Here is a 20,229-nt window from a genome sequence, read left to right on the forward strand (position 1 = left end):
GCGAGTTGTGGTGCATCCCCCAAAAGGGTTAGAAATAATGATTTTTCATCGCAGTAGCTCGCCGATCAGGCGCACCAGTTCCGCTTCCCGCCTCACGCCCACCTTGGCATAGATCGCGCGCATATGACTGCGAAGCGTCTCCTTTGAAATGCCTCGCTGTTGGCACATGGTGGGCCGGTCCGCCCCTTTCGAGGCGAGCAATGCAATCTCTGCTTCGGTCCGGGTGAGGTCAAAGGTGGTGCGCACTCTTTCGGTCGCATCCTCACATTCCATCTGCGGCATTGTCGCGACTGCGATGGCAAAAGGCGCGAAACCGAATTCCCACTCGCGCTGCGGAAGACGGTTCACCAGTAGCGAGAATATTTGCCCATCGGGCAGGCGCATCGGCAGTCGGCCTGCGTCCAGTTGCCCGGTTCCCAGCGAAGACAAAAGCCCGTCAAGCGGCAACTGTTCGCGTGGATCGCAAGCTGCAAGACGATGGTCGGATAGCTTTATCGCTCCCGCAGACAGCGCCTCATCGGCCCGAGGAGTCATCGCGCGCACGCGCAACTGGCGATCAAGCACAAAAGCTGCCGCCTTCATCGCTTCGAACGCACCCGCGATCACCCGGAAACCTTCTCGCTCAAGCGCGATCTGGAATGATACGGCAGCTCCGGCATGCCGCCGCCAGGCATCAAAGACACGCCTATTATCCAGTGTCGTAGGACCGTTTTTGGCAGAGCGCAGCACTGCCATCCCAATGAAGCCTTCGGGCCCCTCGTAGAGATCGGTTTGGCAGCCGTGTTGAATCCCGTATTTTCGGCAAGCTTCGATATAGGTCGCGGAGGGCAAGGACGGGATCACGTGCGAATAGTGCCGCTCGTACAAAATTGCCTCGCCCGGAAAGGAAGAATGCGCAACAACGCGATAATTAATATCGCTCGGCAAAGCCAGGACTTCGGCCTCCATCGCTTCACCGGGGCGATTGCCGACCATCCAGTTAAAATCGATTTCCAGGGTGGGTCCAAAGCCGATGAGTTGGGCAAAATCGCTGCCCGTATCATCGCAGAGAGAAGTCAGAACGGCGTTCCATGACGACGGGTCCAAGGCAGCCGTTGTGCATAAATCGTAATTTGAAGAAGCCTTGGCACCCATCGAACCCCCTTGAGATTTCAAGCAAAATCCCCCCGGGCACGGTTTAGGGGCAAATTTTGGAGCTGCAACACTCAATCCAAACCTTGTCAGGCGCAATACATTTTTTTTGGCCCTATCAAAGTATACGAAGGGCTTTGTCAGAGAAAATGCACCGCATTTCCAATTCGGTTAAGTCCCGCTTTGGCTACAGCAATTGTACTCCGTTCGCTCATGAACCGTAGCTATTCCTATTGGCACGAGGCTAGAGTTGATGGTCGTCGAAGATTTTGCCGACCACGAATCAAAGCGGGGTTAGTTTGACAGCGCAATCCTAATCGTGCGCAGTTACCTTGCACCAGCGTTGCCATGATCGAATGGCAAAGTGGCCACTTGGTGCACGATGATGCTGAAGACGCTGTGGCGAGCATAATAATTTAGCAGTTGAAGGCCTGCGCCCGCGCTTGCGCTATGCGCTAGTTGCGCCCTAGCATTCGGGCATGGCTCACGAATGGATCAAAGCACCGCTGGCCTCGCATTACGTTGCCGACGGACCTTTCGATTACGATTCCCGGAAGCGGATTTGTGAGCGGGCACACGCTGGACTGATTGCAGCCAAAGCCGAAGTTGTGATCTGGCAGGGCCAAGTAGAACGCGACCGATTGCTCCCCAAGAATTTCTGGTGGGCCGAAGGGCATGAGGCGCTGGAGCAGGATTGGGATGCCGGGGATTTCTCGACCTGGATCGATGAAAAGATAGAAGTGAAGGCCTTTGGCGTTAGCTTTGATTTCTTGGCTTTGAGCGAACTTATCCCGGCAGACCGGCAGGCGATTGCGTTGCGGGCAATTAGTGTGCTGGGCGAAGAAAACTGGATCAGCTCCCGCGAACTTTTGCAGCTGATGTATGCGAGCCAAAGAAGCGTCAGGCAATCAGCGGAGTTGCTTGAAGCCTGTCGTCTTGGATCGGTTGCGGGCCGGGCAATGCGTGCAGTGGGAGAGGGTAAGCCTGATCACTACGGTAACAAGAGCAATGGCTGGACGGCCATGGAATGGGATATTCCGCTCTGGTTTTGGCGTTCCTTCACCGATAGCGCATCCTCCAACTGCGATTGGCAATTGGGCACGGTTAAAGGGCGCGGGAACGGGCCGAACGGGCGCGATTTCATCCAGCTTCAAGGCGTGCATTTCCACAAATCCGGCCTGATAAATCTGGGATTGGCCGATACGCTACCCGATGATGCGTCACCCGCTTCCAAGCGGGGCCGCAAGCCCGAATATGATTGGCCAGCCGCAAACAACGCCATCTGGGGAAAGATAAATCGCGGCGAACTGATCCCTCAAAATCAGGCGCAAATCGAAGTCGCATTTCAGGCTCTCTTGCGGAAAGGCGAAAAGGAGCCGTCCGAAAGCACGGTGCGCCCCTATGCCAGCCGGATTTGGGAAGAATATTCGAAGGCCTGAAATTCCCTGCGAATGAATTGCAGGCCTATTTTTGGCCTTATCGTCCGACAATCCTGCGGCAACCTGCGATTCAACGCTCCAGTCCGCTGGCATACGCCAGTGCACCTAAGGAGCCTGAACCATGGAAGCACTACTCGTCTCTATCAATGAAACCGGCAGGGTGCTGAACCTTGGCCGCACGTCAATCTATGGCCTGATCAGCGAAGGGAAGCTGGAAACCCGCAAGATGGGGCGGCGGCGGCTGATCACTGCCGCGTCGATCCGGCGGCTGGTCGAAGAGCAGGGCTGAGGGCATAGCGATGAAGCGGATCAACCCGCGTCTCGCCAAGCTGCATCGCTCCTATAGCGTTGTCGAACTGGCCGATGTGTTGGGCGTGCACAAGCACACGGTGCGCGGCTGGCTTAGGGATGGCCTGCCGCCGATTGACGGGGCGAAGCCGCTCTTGTTCCTTGGCAGCGAATTTCAGGTGTGGTGGGGCAAGCGGCGCAAAGCATCGAAGCGCCCGTGCCAGCCGGGACAGCTCTATTGCTTTAAGTGCCGCCAGCCCAAAGCGCCCGCGCTGGATATGGTCGAATATGCCCCCACTAATGCCGCCACGGGCAACCTGAAAGCCATGTGCGAGACGTGTGGAACGATGATGCACCGGCGCACCCGACTGGTCGATATTGCCACCAGAATGCCCGGAATGGACGTGCAGCGCACGCCTGCACCTTCACGCATAGTTGCGTCTGCGAGTCCCTCCCCAAACTGTGACAATTCGACTGGAGCCTGAACCATGGCAAAGCACAACGCAAACAACACCCGGATCAAGCGCGAATATTTCGAATATTTGAAGGAGGCGATGCGCCGGGACGAAGCATCGATCGATCAGGCGGCGAAGGCGATTGCGCGCTTCGAAGAGGCGAGCGGGCACAAGGATTTCAAGCGATTTCACCGGCAGCAGGCGGTCGCGTTCAAGCGGCGCATGGACAGCGAAAAGAACGCGCGCACCGGCAAACCGCTGGCGCGGGCAACGGTGCATTCCACCCTGTCCGCTTTGCGGGCATTCTTCGTCTGGCTGGCAGGCCAGCCGGGCTACAAGAGCCGGATTGCCTATGCCGATGCCGACTATTTCAACCTCTCCGAAAACGACGTGCGGATTGCCAAGGCGCAGCGCGAAAAGCCGGTGCCGACGCTGGAGCAGGTACACCACGTGCTCGCCACCCTGCCAACCGGTACGGATATCGAGAAACGCAACCGGGCGCTGATTGCCGTTGCACTGCTAACAGGGGCACGCGGCGCGGCGCTGTCCAGCCTGAAGCTGAAGCATATCGATCTGGCGCAAGGCAGCGTGTTTCAGGATGCGCGGGAAGTGAAGACCAAGCGCCGGAAAACGTTCACCACCTGGTTTTGCCCGGTGGGAGGCAGCGCGCTTCAAATTGCAACGGACTGGTGCGATCACCTGCGCGCACAGTTGCAATGGGGCGATGATGATCCGCTTTTCCCCAAGACGCAGATTGGACTGAGTGCGCAAGGCGGCTTTCAGGCCATCGGACTTGCCCGCGAGCATTGGACGGGCACGGGGCCAATCCGCAACATTTACAAGGAAGCCTTCACGGCGGCTGGTCTGCCCTATTTCAACCCGCACTGTTTCCGCAACACGCTGACGCAGGTAGCCGAGCGGATTTGCACCACGCCTGAGCAATTCAAGGCGTTCTCGCAAAATATCGGCCATGACAAGGTGCTCACCACGCTGACTGGATATGGCCACGTGCCAGCAGCGCGGCAGGCGGAACTGATGAGGGGCATGGGGGAGGACCATCGTTCCAGTGAAGAAGACCGCATTGCCGCAATTGTCGCCGCGACCATGCGTCAGATGCAGTGCCCGATTTGATCGCCCATTCGATCAGGGTTTCCGAGAATTGTTGACCCGAAAGAGGCTTTGCCAGATTAGCGTTTCCGCAACCGAGGGAAATCATGGCAAAATCCGGCAAGAATCAAGAAACCATCGAAACTGCCATGTGGGCGGCGGCAGACAAGCTGCGCAAGAACATCGATGCGGCGGAATACAAGCACGTCGTTCTCGGCCTGATCTTCCTGAAATACATCTCCGATGCCTTCGACGAGCTCTATGCCAAGCTGGTTGCGGGTGAGGGCGACTACGCGGGGGCGGATCCCGAGGACGTGGACGAATACAAGGCTGAGAATGTCTTCTTCGTCCCCCCATCCGCGCGCTGGAAGTTCCTTCGTAGTCACGCCAAGCAGCCGACGATCGGCAAGACCGTTGACGACGCGATGGATGCGATCGAGCGCGAGAACCCCAGCCTGCGCGGGGTGCTGCCCAAGGTCTTTGCGCGCGGCAATCTGGACCCGACCAATCTGGGCGGGCTGATCGATCTCATCAGCAATGCCGAAAGCCAGCACGGCAAGGAAGGCAGCGCCGATTTCCTTGGCCAGACCTTCGAATATTTCCTCGGCCACTTCGCGCTGGCGGAGGGCAAGAAGGGCGGCCAGTTCTACACGCCCGAAAGCGTGGTGCGCGTGCTGGTCGAGATGCTGGAGCCTTACAAGGGGCGCGTGTTCGATCCGTGTTGCGGATCGGGCGGGCTGTTCGTGCAGTCGGAGAAATTCGTCAAGGCGCACCAGGGCAAGGTCAACGACATCTCGATCTATGGGCAGGAAAGCAACCAGACCACCTGGCGGCTGGCCAAGATGAATCTCGCCATTCGCGGGATCGATAGCAGTCAGGTCAAATGGAACAACGAAGGCTCGTTCCTCAACAACGCTCATCCCGATCTGAAGGCCGATTTCGTCATCGCCAATCCGCCGTTCAACGATAGCGACTGGGGCGGTGATCTGCTGCGCGATGATGCGCGCTGGAAATTGGGAACGCCGCCAGCGGGCAATGCCAATTACGGCTGGATACAGCACTTCCTCTATCACCTGGCACCGGGCGGGAAGGCAGGGTTTGTCCTGTCCAAGGGGGCGCTCACCACCAAGTCATCGGGCGAAGGGGAAATTCGCAAAGCCCTGGTGGAGGCGGGGCTGGTCGATTGCATCGTCAACCTGCCGGCCAAGCTGTTCCTCAACACCCAGATTCCGGCGAGCCTGTGGTTCCTCAGCCGGGGCAAGACCTACCGGCAGGGCGAAATCCTTTTCATCGATGCGCGCAATCTGGGCCATCTGGTCAATCGCCGCACGCTGGAGTTCTCGGACGGGGACATCGAACAGATCACCGGCACCTATCGCGAATGGCAGAAGGGCGATGCGGGGCAGTATGAGGACGTAAAGGGCTTCTGCAATTCCGCCACGCTCGATCGGGTGCGCGAATTGGACCATGTGCTGACACCGGGGCGCTATGTCGGGCTGGCCGACGAAGAGGTTGATTTCGATTTCGCCGAACGCTTCGCCAGCCTGAAAGCGGAGTTCGAGGCGCAGCTGGAGGAAGAGGCCCAGTTGAATACGCGGATCGCAGAGAACTTGGCGAAGGTGCAACTGCCGTGACTGAGGGGTGGGAAGAGAAACCGCTGGGCGACGTGGCTAAGCTGCGACAGGGCAAGTTTGTCAAGGCAGAGCTATTTGCTGATGAACCATCAGGCGTGAAGGTGTTTTCTTTCTACGGCGGCAGCAGCATTCGCGGATACGTCGATTTCTACGACTACGAGCACCGGCAACCGTTCATCACCTGTCGGGGATCGAACTGTGGCTTGGCTTTCTTGACCGAAGAGAAAGCGAGCGTTTCCAACATCTGTATGGCTATCGAAGCCGAGAACGAAATCCTCAACGATTTTATCTACTATTGGGCTCTATCCTCCTCTTTCGAAGATGTGATTTCTGGGTCAGCCCAACCTCAGATCACGGCAAAAGACTTGTCAAAGAAGGAAATCGCATTTCCTGATAGCAAGGACGAACAAAAGGCCATTGCCGAGGTGCTGTCATCGCTGGATGACAAGATCGATCTGCTCCAGCGCCAAAACGCCACGCTGGAGGCGCTCGCCGAAACCCTCTTCCGCCAGTATTTCATCGAAGAGGCGGAGGATGATTGGGGTGAAGCCCCACTCGACAAGGTAGCAGAGTACTTAAATGGTTTGGCCTGTCAGAAGTACCCCGCGAAGAACCCGGTCGAGCGTCTTCCGGTGCTCAAGATCAAAGACCTGAAGGGCGGCCTGTCCGAGTCTTCCGATTGGGCGACATCGAAGGTACCAGCCGAATATATTGTCGAGAATGGGGACATCATTTTCTCATGGTCGGCAAGCCTTTTGGTCAAGCTCTGGGATGGTCCAACCTGTGTGTTGAACCAGCACCTGTTCAAGGTCACTTCCGCTCTCTTTCCTAATTGGTTCGTATACCAATGGACGAAGCATCATATGGAACGGTTCATCGCCATCGCAGAGACGAAGGCGACGACAATGGGGCATATCAAGCGAACTGACCTGGCCGAAGCGATGGTCAAAATACCTGACAGGGCAACGCTTGTGAAAATGGAGCCGGTCTTCGCGCCGCTGCATACCAAGATAATCACCAACAACAGGCAGATTGCGACCCTCAAAGAGAAGCTAGATGCACTGCTGCCAAAGCTGATGAGCGGTGAGTTGCGCGTGTCTTTGGAGCTTACCGATGCCTGACGCAGTGTTCGTCGATACCAATCAGTTACGACGCGAAGGAGCCGAAGGTTTCTTTGGCAATGTTGCTGCACTGGAGCAGCTAGCGCGCGTGGCCGATCTGCATATCCCTGCAATCGTGATCGAAGAGATCAAGTGGCAAAAGCGCCGCAAGATGAAGACAGATTTGGCCAAGTTCAAATCCAACTATTTTTTCCAGCATGTACAAGCTGATGCAGATGCGATGGAAGCACATATCGAAGAGCGTATCGAAGAACTTTATCAAGCAGCGGCGGCTGAGATCGAGTTCATTGAGTGTCCTTTGGTTGAGGACATCCTTCACCTACCTCACTTGCAAGACCTCTCTCTGCAGAAGCTTGCTCCTTTCGATCTGAGCGGTGACAAAGGATTTAAGGATGCCTGCATCTATCTCACTATCTGTAAGTTTCTTGAGACAACTGACGATGAAGTTTTCCTCCTGTCTAACGATGGCAGATTAGGCGAGGCTTTCTCTGAAAATGCACGTGTTCATGTCCTCAAAAACGCAGAAGCGTTTTTCGACATTCGCAGTAGCTATTTCAGAGAGGATTATTTCCTTCAGCGATTGTCAGGTGCGTTCAACGAAGAATATCAGGAAGATGCGGTCAACATCGCGCTGATCGCACAAGACATAAAATCCGTCGATATGAATGAGGACGATGAATGGATAATCGCGGTGCAGAGCGAAGCGGTGAACTTCGTTGCAGTCGTTGATTTCTACTCCCGTGAGGTGATCGAGTTTCGGAACGTATGACGAAGCTCACCGAATCCGAAATCGAGACCTTTGCGCTCTCGTTGCTGGAACGGCAGGGCTATTCGTACCTCTATGCGCCCGACATCGCGCCCGATGCTGACCATCCAGAGCGCACCAGCTTCTCGGATGTGGTGCTGGAAGCGCGGCTGCGAGCGGCGGTGGCGCGGATCAATCCCGGTATTGCTCATGACCAGCGCGAAGACGCGGTCCGGCAAGCCCTGCGCTGCGCGCAACTGACCGGTGCCACAGACCTGATCGCCAACAACCAGGCTTTCCACCGCCTGCTGACCGAAGGGGTCAAGGTCACCCGCAACGAAAGCGGGAACGAGCGTGGCGATCTGGTGTGGCTGGTCGATTTCGACACGCCTGAGAACAACGAGTTCCTCGCCGCCAATCAGTTCACCGTGATCGAGGAGCGGGTCCAGAAGCGGCCCGACATCATCCTGTTTGTTAACGGCTTGCCGCTGGGCATGATTGAGCTGAAAAATGCAGGCGACGCGCAGGCGACAGTCAAATCAGCGTACCGGCAGATCGAAACCTACAAGGCGGTCATCCCCTCGCTGTTTGCCTACAACGGCTTGTGCATGATCTCTGACGGGCTGGACGCCAAGGTCGGGTCAATCTCTGCTGGCTTTACGCGCTACATGCGTTGGAAGACAGCTGACGGACTGACCGAGGCCAACCCGCTGGTCGGCCAGTTGGAAACCATGATCGCCGGGATGCTGAACAAGGCGACGTTCCTTGACCTGATCCGGCATTTCAACGTCTTCGAAACTGCCGAGAAGAAAGACCCCAAGACCGGGCTGGTGAACATTCAGACGGTCAAGAAACTGGCTTCCTATCACCAATACTACGCAGTCAATAAAGCGGTGAAGTCTACCTTGCGCGCGGCCGGGTTCCTCGACGTGCATGGCCAGCCGAAAGCTGGGCGTTTTCATGAGGACCCGCTGAAGTATGGTCTCCCGACAACCAGCGGAAAGCCCGCCAGCGACCGCAAGGGCGGGGTGGTGTGGCACACGCAAGGATCGGGCAAATCGCTGTCGATGGTGTTCTATGCGGGCAAGATAGTGCTGGCGATGGACAACCCGACAATTGTAGTCCTCACCGACCGCAATGATCTCGACGATCAGCTGTTTGATACGTTTGCCAGCTCGCGCCAACTTTTGCGGCAAGATCCGGTGCAGGCCGAAAGTCAGGCGCAGCTGAAGGAATTGCTGTCGGTCAGTTCTGGTGGGATCGTCTTCACCACCATCCAGAAATTTCAACCGGAAGATGGCAACGTCTACGAGACGCTCTCGACGCGCGAAAACATCATCGTGCTGGCAGACGAGGCACACCGGACGCAATATGGCTTCCGCGCGAGGACCGTCGACGAGAAGGACGATGCCGGGAACGTCATCGGGAAAAGGACGGTCTATGGCTTCGCCAAATATATGCGCGACGCTCTGCCGCACGCGACCTATCTGGGCTTCACCGGAACACCGGTCGAAAGCACCGATGCCAATACCGCGCAGGTCTTTGGGGATTACGTCGATGTCTACGACATTGCGCAGGCTGTCGAGGACGGGGCGACGGTCAAAATCTATTATGAGAGCCGCCTGGCCAAAATTCGCTTGAGCGAAGAGGGGCAGGAACTGGTCAAGGCGCTGGACGACGAGCTTGCACAGGAAGACCTGACCGACAATCAGAAGACTTTGGCCAAATGGACGCAGCTAGAGGCGCTGATTGGGGCAGAAGACCGGATCAAGCGGGTAGCGGCTGACATCGTCGAGCATTTTACCTTGCGTCAGGAGGTCAACAACGGCGGCAAGGGGATGGTGGTCGCGATGTCGCGCCGCATTGCCGCCGATCTGTTCGCAGCCATCGTCGCTCTGCGTCCGGACTGGCACCATGACGATCCGGCCAGGGGCAAGATCAAGATCGTGATGACAGCCGCCTCGTCGGACGGGCCGGAGATTGCTAAGCACCACACGACCAAGGGCCAGCGCCGCGATCTCGCCGAAAGGATGCGCAATCCGAACGATCCACTCGAACTGGTGATCGTACGTGACATGTGGCTGACGGGCTTTGATGCGCCTTCAATGCACACCCTCTACATCGATAAGCCGATGAAGGGGCATAATCTGATGCAAGCCATTGCCCGCGTGAACCGGGTCTATGGCGACAAGGAAGGCGGGCTGGTTGTCGATTACCTCGGCATTGCGCAAGACCTGAAAAAAGCACTGAGCTTCTATACTGAGGGTGGAGGCAAGGGTGATCCGGCGGTCGTACAGGGACAGGCAGTTGCCGCAATGCTGGAGAAGCTCGAAGTCGTCTCGCAGATGTTTCATGGCTTCGCGTACGAAGAGTATTTCACGGCTGATACCGGTCGCAAGCTTTCGCTGATCCTCGAAGCAGAGGACCACATTCTTGGCTTGGAAAACGGTAAGACCAGATTCGTGAATGAAGTCGCGGCCCTGTCTGGCGCATTCTCAATCGCGATCCCGCACGAGCAGGCAATGGATGCGAAAGATGAAGTGGCATTCTTCCAGGCGGTGAAGGCGCGGCTAGCGAAGTTTGATTCTAGTGGCGGCGATCGCACTGATGAGGAACTGGAAACGGCCATTCGTCAGACAATCGACCAAGCGCTTGTCAGCGAACAGGTCATCGACATTTTCGACGCGGCCGGGATCAAGAAGCCTGACATCTCAATTTTGTCCGATGAGTTTTTGGCTGATGTGAGAAATTACAAGCGCAAGAACCTTGGGCTGGAATTACTCAAACGGCTCTTGGACGGAGAGATCAAGGCGCGCACCAGGAGTAATCTGGTGCAAAGCCGGTCCTTTATGGAAATGCTCCAGTACTCCATCAAGCGTTACCATGCGAAGATAATTACTGCTGCCGAGTTCATGGAAGAGCTTATTGGCCACGCCAAGCATATCCGCAATCTTGACAAGGAGCCGCAGGAACTGGGATTGAGCCGCGAGGAATATGCATTCTACACTGCTGTTGCCAATAACGATAGCGCACGCGAACTGATGGAGAAAGACAAGCTTCGCGAGCTGGCGATCGTGCTATTCGAGAAAGTGAGAGAAAATGCTTCCATCGACTGGACGATCAAGGAAAGCGTGCGCGCCAAGCTTAAGGTCATAATCAAGCGCACCCTGCGCCAGTTCGGGTATCCCCCTGATATGCAGCTATTGGCAACCGAGACGGTTCTTGAGCAAGCAAAGCTAATCGCGAAAGAAATTTCAGGACAGTAGGACTGCGCAGCGACCGAGTGGACTGAAGCTCGCGCACACCCCCTTTTCCATGGTTTTTTCATGGAAACGCCAGCCATCTCTCCTAAGTCATTGAAAAGATGGTGGGCGCGGCAGGGATTGAACCTGCGACCCCACCCGTGTGAAGGGTGTGCTCTACCACTGAGCTACGCGCCCGCCGGACTGCTCGCTGCAAGCAGCGATTCACGGCAGGGGCGGGCCTTTGCCACGGGGACGCCCCCAAGGCAAGAGGGCGCAGGCTGGTGGGTGCGGGGGAGCTTTTGGTTCAGCTTTCCACCAGCCGTGCCAGCGTGGCGAGCCAGCCGTTGCGCGGCAGTGCTACCGTGGCCTGCGCGCTTGCAGAGGGCAGGATAGTGCATTCCATGCAGCGCACCTGCACACCCTCGCTTGCCATCAGTCCGTCGAGGTCGCCGAGCACCCGCGCCAGCCGCCCCATTTCGCGCCGCGCGAATGTGGCGGCGAGATCGTGGCCGCGCGCTTTGCGGGCTGAATCCGGAGCCATCATTTGCGCAATCAGCGAACCGTACTGGTCGGCGCCGTCACCCAGATAGCGCACTTCGTAGTCGCCTTCCGCCAGTTCCGCGCGCTCTGCGGCCCATGCCACGGCATCGTCGAGGCCGCCGAACTGGTCGATCAAGCCGAGCTGCCGCGCCGCGCCGCCGTCCCACACCCGGCCCTGGCCCAGCTCGTCTGCCCGCGCGACGCTGATCCCGCGCGCCTCGGCCACCAGCGAAAGGAAGCGGGCGTAGGTGTTCTCGACCGAGCCTTGCAGCACCGCATCGACTTCGGGCGTCAGCCCTGCGAGCAGGTCCGGCTGGCCCGATAGGCCGGTCGTGCGCACGCCGTCCGAATTCACCCCGTATTCGGTGAGCAGCTCCTCGAAACTGGGGAACACCGCGAAGACGCCGATCGAACCGGTGAGCGTTTCAGGCTCGGCAAAGATGCGCTGGCCCGGTGTGGCGACCCAGTAGCCGCCGCTCGCCGCGTAATTGCCCATCGACACCGCGATCGGAATCCCCGCATCGCGGTGGCGCATGATCGCGCGGCGGATCGTTTCGGAGCCCGTGACCGTGCCGCCGGGCGAGTCCACGCGGACGACAAGGGCTTTCAGATCGTCGTCCAGCGCATCGTCGAGCAGGCGGCTGATCCGTTCCGCCCCTGCCGAACCCGGTCCGGCATCGCCGTCGGAAATTTCGCCAGCGATGGTGATGACGCCGATCTTGCTGCCCCCGCCAAGGTCCAGCCCGGCATCGACATCGGCGAGCCACGGATCGTATTCGGTCATGGCGAAGGCGCCGGGCGTCTTGTCCCAGCTGTCCGAACCGACCTGCTGCGCGATCATCTCGCCCCATTCGACGCGGGTGCCGACGCGGTCTGCGAGGCCGGCGGCGACGGCTGCTTCGGCCAGATCGTTGTTCGATGCCGCGAGCCAGCCCGCGACATCGCCCGTCACCCGCGCAATGTCGGCATCTGGCCGCGCCGCGCGCACATGCGCCTGCCATTCCTGCCACAGGGTCGAGACCAGTTGGGTAAGGTTCTCGCGCGCTTCGGGGGACATGCCGCTTTGGGTATAGGGCTCCACCGCGCTCTTGTAGGTACCGACGCGGTAGACATTGGCAGTGACATTGAAGCGATCGAGTGCGGCGGCGTAGTAGAGGTTCTCTCCGCCCGGCCCGGTGATGGCGATCCCGCCCAGCGGATCGACCCATATCTCGCTGGCGTGCGAGGCGAGCAGCATGGAGTCATCGCTGTAGGCCACGCCATAGGTGTAGATCGGCTTTTCCGCCGCCCGGAACCGTTCCAGCGCGCCCGCGACTTCCTGCAAATGCACCGCTCCGCCGCCGAGGAAACCGGTCAGGTCGAGCGCCAACGCTTCGATCCGCTCGTCACCCGCCGCCGCGTCAATAGCACGGGCCAGATCGCGCGCCGCGTATTCGCGCACCGGCAGCGACTGGGACAGCAGCGCCTGGAATGGATCGACCGGAGCAACCTCTTCCACCAGCACGCCATCCAGATCGAGCAGCAGCGCGCCATCGCGCACCACGCCCGGATTGGGCCGCGCGCTCAAGGCCGCGAACAGTAGGCCAAAGAACAGCAGCAGGAACAGCAGCGCCAATCCATCCTTGATCCCGACCAGCAGCCGCCAGACCTTGCGTGCGAAACTCATACTTTTGCCCCGATTGAACCAGTTGTGCGGTCCGATGTAGGCACGGGGCCGCGCCAGTGCCAGCACTAACCGCTTGAGCCGCCGATACCTCTCGACTAGGGACTTTGCTTTAATGACATCGCCGCTCCCCAATCCGCCAAGCTCCCGCTTTCCTGCGGGTGGCCGTGCTTTCCCGCATCGCAACCTGATCGCCATCGGCCCGCTGGAGCGGCACGAGATCCTCTACCTGCTGGCGGAGGCCGAACAATATGTCGCGTTCAACCGCCAGACGAGCAAGCATTCGGAGAAGCTGGCGGGCCTCACGATCATCAATGCCTTCTTCGAGAACTCCACCCGCACGCTGCTGAGTTTCGAGATTGCGGGTAAGCGGCTGGGTGCCGACGTGGTCAACATGCACGCGGCGCAATCGTCTGTGAAGAAAGGCGAAACGCTGATCGACACAGCGATGACGCTGAACGCGATGCGCGCCGATGCCATCGTGATCCGGCATGGATCGAGCGGGGCGGTGGGGCTGATCGCGGGCAAGGTCGATTGCCCGGTGCTCAATGCCGGGGACGGCCAGCACGAACACCCGACGCAGGCACTGCTCGATGCGCTGACCCTGCGGATGAAGCTGCGCGAACGCGGACACGATGCCGAGGATTTCACCGGGCTGGTAGTGACGATCTGCGGCGACGTGCTGCACAGCCGGGTCGCGCGATCGAACATACTGTGCTTGCAAGCCCTTGGCGCGACAGTGCGGGTCTGCGCCCCGCCCTCGCTGATGCCGCAGGGGGTCGAGCGAATGGGGGTGGAAGCGCATCACCGGTTCGACGATGCGCTGGCGGGCGCGGATGTGGTGATGATGTTGCGGTTGCAGAACGAGCGGATGGACGGGCAGTTCATTCCCTCCCCGCGCGAATATCGCCACCTTTACGGGCTGACCAGGGAACGGCTGGCACTGGCCGCGCCCGATGCTTTTGTAATGCACCCCGGCCCGATGAACCGAGGGGTGGAAATCGACAGCGACGTGGCTGATCTTCCGGGCCGCTCGATCATCACCGCGCAGGTGGAAATGGGTGTTGCGATCCGGATGGCCTGCCTCGACGTGCTGACGCGCAAGGCGCGCGGTGTGCCGGGTTGGGGAGAGGGAGAATGGGCATGAAGCAGCTGCGCCCGCTCACGATCACCAATGGCCGGGTCGTCACGCCTTCGGGCGTCGTCGAAGGGGCGGTGCGCTGCGAAGGCGGGCTGATCGTTTCGCTTGGCGATGGCGGCTGGTACGATGGCGACGAAGTGATTGATGCAAAGGGCAAGATCGTCGCCCCCGGTCTCGTCGATCTTGGTGTGTTCGCCATCGACAAGCCCGCGTTCCATTTCGGCGGGATCACCCGCGCCGCCTTGATGCCCGACCAGTCGCCGCCGCTCGATCATCCGGCGCGGGTGCGTTTTGCGGCGCAGAGCGGCAAGCCCGATTTCTGGGTCCACCCGCTCGCCGCCGCGACGCCGGGGCTGGCGGGGGCGCACCTCGCCGAAATCGCGCTGATGCGCGATGCCGGTGCCAGGGCGGTGGCAACCGGGCGGTGCTGGATCGGGGACAGCGGCGTGATGCTGCGGCTGCTGCAATATGCGGCGATGCTGGACATGGTGGTGGTCACTCACTCCGAGGACGCCGGGCTGGCGGGGCACGCCGTTGCTACGGCAGGCGAGATGGCAACCCGGCTGGGCCTGCCGAGCGCCCCGATCGAGGCCGAGACGTTGGCCGTGGCGCGCGATATTGCCCTGGCCGAAGCGAGCGGCGCGCGGCTGCATCTGCGGCAGGTGACAACGCGCGGCGGGCTGGCGCTGGTGCGCAGCGCAAAGGCGCGCGGCGTGGCGGTGACGGCGGGTGTTACTCCGGCGCATTTCATGCTCTCCGATCTGGCGCTGGCGGACTTCCGCACTTTTGCCCGCCTTTCGCCGCCGCTGCGTTGCGAGGATGACAGGCAGGCGGTGATCGAAGCCATTGCTGACGGGACGATAGACGTGATCGCCAGCGGCCACGATCCGCGCGGGCCGGAGGACAAGAACCTCCCCTTCGCCGATGCCGCGCCGGGAATGGCCGGGGCCGAAACCCTGCTGGCAATGACGCTGACGCTGGTGCGCGACGAAGTGATCGAACTGCCGCGCATGTTCGACTTGCTCGCGCACAACCCGGCGCGCCTGCTGGGCGTGAACGCGGGCGCGCTGGCGGAGGGCATGGAAGCAGACATCGCGATCATCGATCCTGAAGCACCTTGGGTGGTGGATTCGCGGCGGATGGAAGCGCAAGCGGGGAATACACCGTTTGACGGGCAACCGACGCAGGGCCGGGTCAGGGGACTGTTCAAGGGAGGCGTTCGTGTTGGCAAATAGTTTTGCGGGCAAGACCGTGCTGGTGACGGGCGCGGCATCCGGGATCGGTGCGGCCTGCGCGCGGGCGCTGGCCGCTGCGGGGGCGGCGAAGCTGGTCCTCGTCGATCTGAATGTCGACGCCTTGGCTGCGCTCGATCTGCCCTGCGAAGTAGCAATGCAAGCGGGCGATGTGGCAGACGAGGCGCTGTGGGACCGGATCGAGGCAAGCGAAAGCGTGCTCCACGCCGCTGTGCTCAACGCCGGTATATCGGGCGAGGCAGCTCCGGTTGTGAAAATGGCATTTGCCGACTGGCGCAAGGTTATGAGCGTCAATCTCGACGGCGCTTTCCTCTCGCTGCGCACAGCTATGCGGCTGGCGGGGGAAGGCAGCGCGATTGTGCTCACCGCCTCGGTCACCGCGCTAAAGGCGGAGAAGGGTATCGCCGCCTATGCCGCGTCCAAGGCCGCAGTGATGCAATTGACCAAGGTGGCGGCGAAGGAAGGGGTTTCGCGCGGTATCCGCGTCAACGCCATCGCTCCGGGCGGGGTGGACACCGCGATCTGGGACGGGGTGCCGTTCTTCGACGATCTGGTAGCGCAGCATCAGGGCGATCGTGCGGCCGCGATTGCGGCAATGGCGGCGCAGGCGACCCCGCTGGGCCGCTTTGCCTCGGCTGATGAGGTCGCCGCGCAGGTGCTGTTCCTGCTCTCCGATGCCGCTGCCACGATCACCGGAACGACACTGGTGAGCGACGGCGGGTTCAGCCTTTAGGCTCTAGGGGCACAAATTCATGACTGGTTTTGCGAGTTGCGCTGACCCGCTCCAGCCAGGGTTGTCCCCAGATTGCAAAGGCAAGCGCACCCAGCACCGTTGCTACGCGCAGAACATTGCCGATTGCGCTTCCTATCGCATTGTCACCCAGGTCGAACAGATTCCACAGGCTGTTTATTCCGACATGCATGACAACCGCGGGCCAGAGATTATTGCCGAAGCGGACGTACAGCCAGGCAAAGAATAGCCCACCGACGGCGGTAATGGCGACCACGCTGGCTATCTCGACCAGGCCCTCACCCTGCGACAGGTGGATCAACCCGAACAGGATTGCCGGGGAGAGGGCCGCTGGCCAGAACCGCCAACCTGCCAACAGCATCAGTCCTCCGGCTGCGAGTCCGCGATAGGTGACTTCCTCGGCAAAGGGGGCAATCAGGCCCAGAAACAGTAGCGAGGAGGGACTTTCTTCGTCTGATAGCCGACCCAACACCAATCCTGAGAGGACCAGTGGAACAAACAGGCAGAGTCCCATCAGCAGTGCCGGACGAGCCGGCTGACCAAGGCCGGTCGCCGTCCATTGCCGCGCAAACGAGACTCCGCCCAGCATTCGCAGCAGCAGGACCATCAAAGCGATGTCGAAGAGGTAGGAAATCCCGCTTCGCAAGTAAGCGATCGAGTCCAGTGACTGGGGTAGCGGAACAAGCTTCGCGAGGTCCGCAGTAAATTGCGTAACTGCCAGACCAGCGAAAGTGGCCAGTACGATCCGCCAATGGGCGCGCAAATCCTGATCCTCCACTAGGTGTGTTGCTGCACTATAGCAGTGGACCTGGCTTGGGCAAGGTGGTCCAATCGCGGGTAGGCAGGGTATGGCCCATGGGTAGCGCTGGCGATCTGCGCAAAGGGCAGCCACCAGAACGAAAAACCCCTCCCGGTGAGGGGAGGGGTTCCGGGGTGGTATACTTCAGGAGAAGGTGACTAGCGGCGGGCCATCCGCACGCCGGTGTCGATGGCACCAGGCAGCGGGCTGTTGGCGGCCCAGCTGATGCAGCCGTCCGCGCTGGAGGACTGCACCCGGCTGCACATGTCGCGGCTGCCGTTGCGGTCGAAACCACCTGCCGAAACGCGCCAGTAATTGCGACCGTTCACCACGGCCTGGGTGATGACCAGTTCACGGTCTGCCAGTTCGGCATGGCGCGACTGGTAAATGCCCCAGGCGCGGCGGGCGCTGGCCTCGCTGGAGAAGCTGCCCAGTTGCACCAGATGAGAGGAGCCGCTCGCCGGGGCTGCCGCGAGGACCGGGCGAGCAATCGCCGGGGTGGCCGCAGTGACAGTGCCGCGCGGGGCGGAAGCAGCAGAAGCGCGAGGTGCTGCAGGAGCCGCAGCGGCAGGCTGCAGCGCCGATGCGGGCTGGGCTGCCGGAACACTGACCATCCGCAGCGTTTCGGTCGCCGCAGCAGCGAGCGATCCGCTTGCGACCGGTGGTTCTGCCACGAAGGCCTCGGCGAAATTAGCGGGTGCTGCTGCGCGGGGCGGGGCATAGGTGTCCAGACCCACTTCCGCCTGACGCGGAGCAGCGGCGCCGACCGACGGCAGTTCGCCACCGCTGGCTGGAATGCTCATCCGCTCGGCGTCGAGCGCGGCAAGCGGGGGAGGTGGCGGGACGAGCGACGGCTGCGTCGCTTCGGCTGCCAGTTGCGGGGCGTCGGGATAATTGACCAAGGCCAGATGCACAGGCTGACCGGCATCGCGCACGTTGGCCGGCGCGCCGAGCAGGCTGGCCACGCGGAGCTGGTAGGCTTCGGAATGGGTCATCTGCGCCCACTCTTCCATCCGGTCGCCCACTTCGTGCGCGGGCACGTCCTGCGCTACCATCATCCGTGCCTCGCGCCAGCGGCCTGCGACGGCATAGGCATAGGCAAGGTTCTGGCGCGATTTGACGGTGTTGTCACCGCCACGGATCGCATTGGTGAGAATGTGGATGCCGCGCTCCGGCTGTCCGGCCAGCGCGAGCGCGAGGCCGAGATCGGAAGCAGCGATTTCGCCTTCCCAGTCGGACAGCAACGAGGAGGCTTCGGCGTAACGCGCCTGCCCGGTGAGCGCCAGCGCGAGGCTGAGCGCGGCACGGGGGCTATTGTCACCGAGCGCCATCGCGTCCTCGAAACTGGTCGAGGCGGAAGCGAAGCGTCCGGCTTCAAGATAGGCATTGCCCAGCATCATGCGGTGGGCAGCATTGCGCGGATCGGCCTGAACGGCAGCTTCCGCCGCCTGCACCGCCGCACCATGTTGGCCCGTTGCCAGAGCCTGCTGCGCCTGTGCCGCTGAAACTGCAGCTGTTGGCGCCGAACCGGTCGCGCAACCGCTCAGCATTATCGCTGCCATCGCGGTGGTGACACCCAGGCCCAGCATCGGATTTCGCTTCTGCATCGCGTTCATCGCTCTTGTCCCCCTCAGGAGTTCTTGGTCGTCCGCCGCACACGCGCGGCAATGGCATCGAGTTCGGGAATGGCGGAAAGGAAGCTGTCGAGCGCTTCTGTGACGAGCTTCTGCGCGCTGCGATCCTGCAGGGTGCTGGCGAGCCGCAGCTTGAGGTGGCGTTCAGCATCCAGCCGCAGGGTGAAGGCAGCGCGGCGGGTATCGCCCGCAACAGTCTGCGCCTTCTGGGCGAGCTGCTGGCGCTTGTTTGCCACCGGCAGGGCGACAACGTGATCGTCGCTGTCATGGTCACCCATATCGTTCCAGCCCAGCGCATCCTGGCTGCTGGCGAGCATATCGAAATCGTCGCCGAGCGTTGCCACCCGGTCGGACTGTTCGAGCTGCACGCGCATGGCGGGCTTGGCCGTGCCCTTGCGGGCGAGCAGCATCGGCCCGAGCGAGGCGAAGCTCTTGCTTTCGCTGGCTGCGGAGCTCGCCATCACTGCGCCACCCGGCGGCCGAAACCGCCCTGTGCGGCGCGCGACGCGCCATTGGCCTGCGCCATCTTGCTGCCCGGAGCGGCAAACACGGTGCGGCGGAAGTTCTTTTCGAGGCGATCTGCGACGTAAAGCCACAGCGCGGTGACTTCCTGCGCGGAGCGGCCTTCGGGATCGACTTCCATTACCGTACGACCGTCGATCATAGAAGCGGCGAAATCGGTGCGGTGGTGGACGGTGATCGGGGCAACGGTGCCGTGCTGCGACAGCGCGACAGCGGCTTCCGAGGTGATCCGCGCCTTGGGAGTGGCGGCGTTGACCACGAAGATCAGCGGCTTGCCCGCCCGTTCGCACAGATCGACTGTGGCACCCACGGCGCGCAGATCGTGCGGGCTGGGGCGGGTCGGGACGACCATCAGTTCGGCAACCGAAATTACCGACTGGATCGCCATGGTTATCGCGGGCGGGGTGTCGATAACCGCCAGCTTGAAGCCCTGCTGGCGCAGGATCGCCAGATCGTTCGCCAGCCGGGCGACGGTGGTCTGTGCGAAGGCAGGGAACTCCGCCTCACGCTCGTTCCACCAGTCGGCGAGCGAACCCTGCGGGTCGATATCGATGAGCACGACCGGCCCGGCGCCGGCACGCTGTGCCTGCACCGCCAGGTGCCCTGCGAGGGTGGTCTTGCCCGATCCACCCTTCTGCGATGCCAATGCTAGAACGCGCAAGGCGATTCCCCCTACAGTCACTGGCCCTGACCGGTATGGTCCACGGGCCTTCCGCCACCGACTTCGCAGGATACCGTTTATTTTGGGTTAATCAGGGCAT

Annotated in this window: 17 protein-coding genes and 1 tRNA gene; 11 read left to right on the forward strand and 7 right to left on the reverse strand. The window is 60.8% G+C overall.

All coding sequences use genetic code 11. The annotated features are described in order from the left end of the window. Positions 1-45: 45 nt before the first annotated feature. Complete coding sequence (locus JY451_10375) at positions 46-1,134, reverse strand: helix-turn-helix transcriptional regulator (protein QZH74144.1); 1,089 nt, start codon at positions 1,132-1,134, stop codon at positions 46-48. 476 nt (positions 1,135-1,610) lie between these two features. On the opposite strand from JY451_10375, the gene JY451_10380 reads away from it, so the two are divergent. From JY451_10380 to JY451_10415, 8 genes are all read left to right on the forward strand, one after another. After that, positions 1,611-2,570 (forward strand): hypothetical protein, encoded by a 960-nt coding sequence (locus JY451_10380; GenBank protein QZH74145.1) that lies wholly within the window; start codon positions 1,611-1,613, stop codon positions 2,568-2,570. A gap of 121 nt (positions 2,571-2,691) precedes the next feature. Continuing rightward, positions 2,692-2,859 (forward strand): helix-turn-helix domain-containing protein, encoded by a 168-nt coding sequence (locus JY451_10385; protein ID QZH74146.1) that lies wholly within the window; start codon positions 2,692-2,694, stop codon positions 2,857-2,859. Positions 2,860-2,869: 10 nt separating this feature from the next. Next, positions 2,870-3,343 carry a helix-turn-helix domain-containing protein gene (locus tag JY451_10390; protein ID QZH74147.1) on the forward strand — a complete coding sequence of 158 codons (474 nt, stop codon included), beginning with the start codon at positions 2,870-2,872 and terminating at the stop codon, positions 3,341-3,343. A 3-nt stretch (positions 3,344-3,346) separates the two neighbouring features. Continuing rightward, positions 3,347-4,444: a tyrosine-type recombinase/integrase gene (locus JY451_10395; protein QZH74148.1), complete on the forward strand. Its 1,098-nt coding sequence runs from the start codon at positions 3,347-3,349 to the stop codon at positions 4,442-4,444. 83 nt (positions 4,445-4,527) lie between these two features. Next, on the forward strand, positions 4,528-6,054 hold the full coding sequence (locus JY451_10400) for an SAM-dependent DNA methyltransferase (protein QZH74149.1): 1,527 nt from the start codon (positions 4,528-4,530) through the stop codon (positions 6,052-6,054). After that, entirely contained in the window at positions 6,051-7,175 is a 1,125-nt protein-coding gene (locus tag JY451_10405; protein ID QZH74150.1) for a restriction endonuclease subunit S, read from the forward strand. The genes JY451_10400 and JY451_10405 overlap by 4 nt, the downstream gene beginning before the upstream one ends. Continuing rightward, complete coding sequence (locus tag JY451_10410; GenBank protein QZH74151.1) at positions 7,168-7,944, forward strand: DUF4935 domain-containing protein; 777 nt, start codon at positions 7,168-7,170, stop codon at positions 7,942-7,944. Before JY451_10405 ends, JY451_10410 begins: the two co-directional genes overlap by 8 nt. Then, on the forward strand, positions 7,941-11,186 hold the full coding sequence (locus JY451_10415; protein ID QZH74152.1) for a type I restriction endonuclease subunit R: 3,246 nt from the start codon (positions 7,941-7,943) through the stop codon (positions 11,184-11,186). Before JY451_10410 ends, JY451_10415 begins: the two co-directional genes overlap by 4 nt. 99 nt (positions 11,187-11,285) lie before the next feature. Here the strand turns inward: JY451_10415 and JY451_10420 are convergent. Further along, a tRNA-Val gene (locus JY451_10420) sits at positions 11,286-11,360 on the reverse strand. Between the two features lie 109 nt (positions 11,361-11,469). Then, on the reverse strand, positions 11,470-13,371 hold the full coding sequence (sppA, locus tag JY451_10425; GenBank protein QZH74153.1) for a signal peptide peptidase SppA: 1,902 nt from the start codon (positions 13,369-13,371) through the stop codon (positions 11,470-11,472). 112 nt (positions 13,372-13,483) lie between these two features. Here sppA and JY451_10430 point away from each other — a divergent pair, with 112 nt between their 5' ends. The 3 genes from JY451_10430 to JY451_10440 are packed head-to-tail and all read left to right on the forward strand — an operon-like array spanning position 13,484 to position 16,495. Beyond that, positions 13,484-14,515: an aspartate carbamoyltransferase catalytic subunit gene (locus JY451_10430; protein QZH74154.1), complete on the forward strand. Its 1,032-nt coding sequence runs from the start codon at positions 13,484-13,486 to the stop codon at positions 14,513-14,515. Then, the gene (locus tag JY451_10435; protein ID QZH74155.1) at positions 14,512-15,744 is read left to right on the forward strand and encodes an amidohydrolase family protein; all 1,233 of its coding nucleotides are present in this window, start codon (positions 14,512-14,514) and stop codon (positions 15,742-15,744) included. Before JY451_10430 ends, JY451_10435 begins: the two co-directional genes overlap by 4 nt. Then, positions 15,731-16,495, forward strand: coding sequence for an SDR family oxidoreductase (locus JY451_10440; GenBank protein QZH74156.1), 765 nt, complete (start codon positions 15,731-15,733; stop codon positions 16,493-16,495). The genes JY451_10435 and JY451_10440 overlap by 14 nt, the downstream gene beginning before the upstream one ends. Here the strand turns inward: JY451_10440 and JY451_10445 are convergent. The 4 genes from JY451_10445 to JY451_10460 all read right to left on the reverse strand — a co-directional run bounded on the left by JY451_10445 (position 16,485) and on the right by JY451_10460 (position 20,129). Then, entirely contained in the window at positions 16,485-17,291 is an 807-nt protein-coding gene (locus tag JY451_10445; GenBank protein ID QZH74157.1) for a CPBP family intramembrane metalloprotease, read from the reverse strand. The two genes, JY451_10440 and JY451_10445, sit on opposite strands and share 11 nt — an antisense overlap. Before the next feature lie 179 nt (positions 17,292-17,470). After that, positions 17,471-18,928, reverse strand: coding sequence for an SPOR domain-containing protein (locus JY451_10450; protein QZH74158.1), 1,458 nt, complete (start codon positions 18,926-18,928; stop codon positions 17,471-17,473). Positions 18,929-18,942: 14 nt separating this feature from the next. Beyond that, positions 18,943-19,407 (reverse strand): hypothetical protein, encoded by a 465-nt coding sequence (locus JY451_10455; protein QZH74159.1) that lies wholly within the window; start codon positions 19,405-19,407, stop codon positions 18,943-18,945. Beyond that, complete coding sequence (locus JY451_10460; GenBank protein ID QZH74160.1) at positions 19,407-20,129, reverse strand: ParA family protein; 723 nt, start codon at positions 20,127-20,129, stop codon at positions 19,407-19,409. The genes JY451_10455 and JY451_10460 overlap by 1 nt, the downstream gene beginning before the upstream one ends. Between the last annotated feature and the right edge of the window lie 100 nt (positions 20,130-20,229).

Source organism: Erythrobacter sp. (genome assembly GCA_019739335.1).
GTDB lineage: Bacteria > Pseudomonadota > Alphaproteobacteria > Sphingomonadales > Sphingomonadaceae > Alteraurantiacibacter.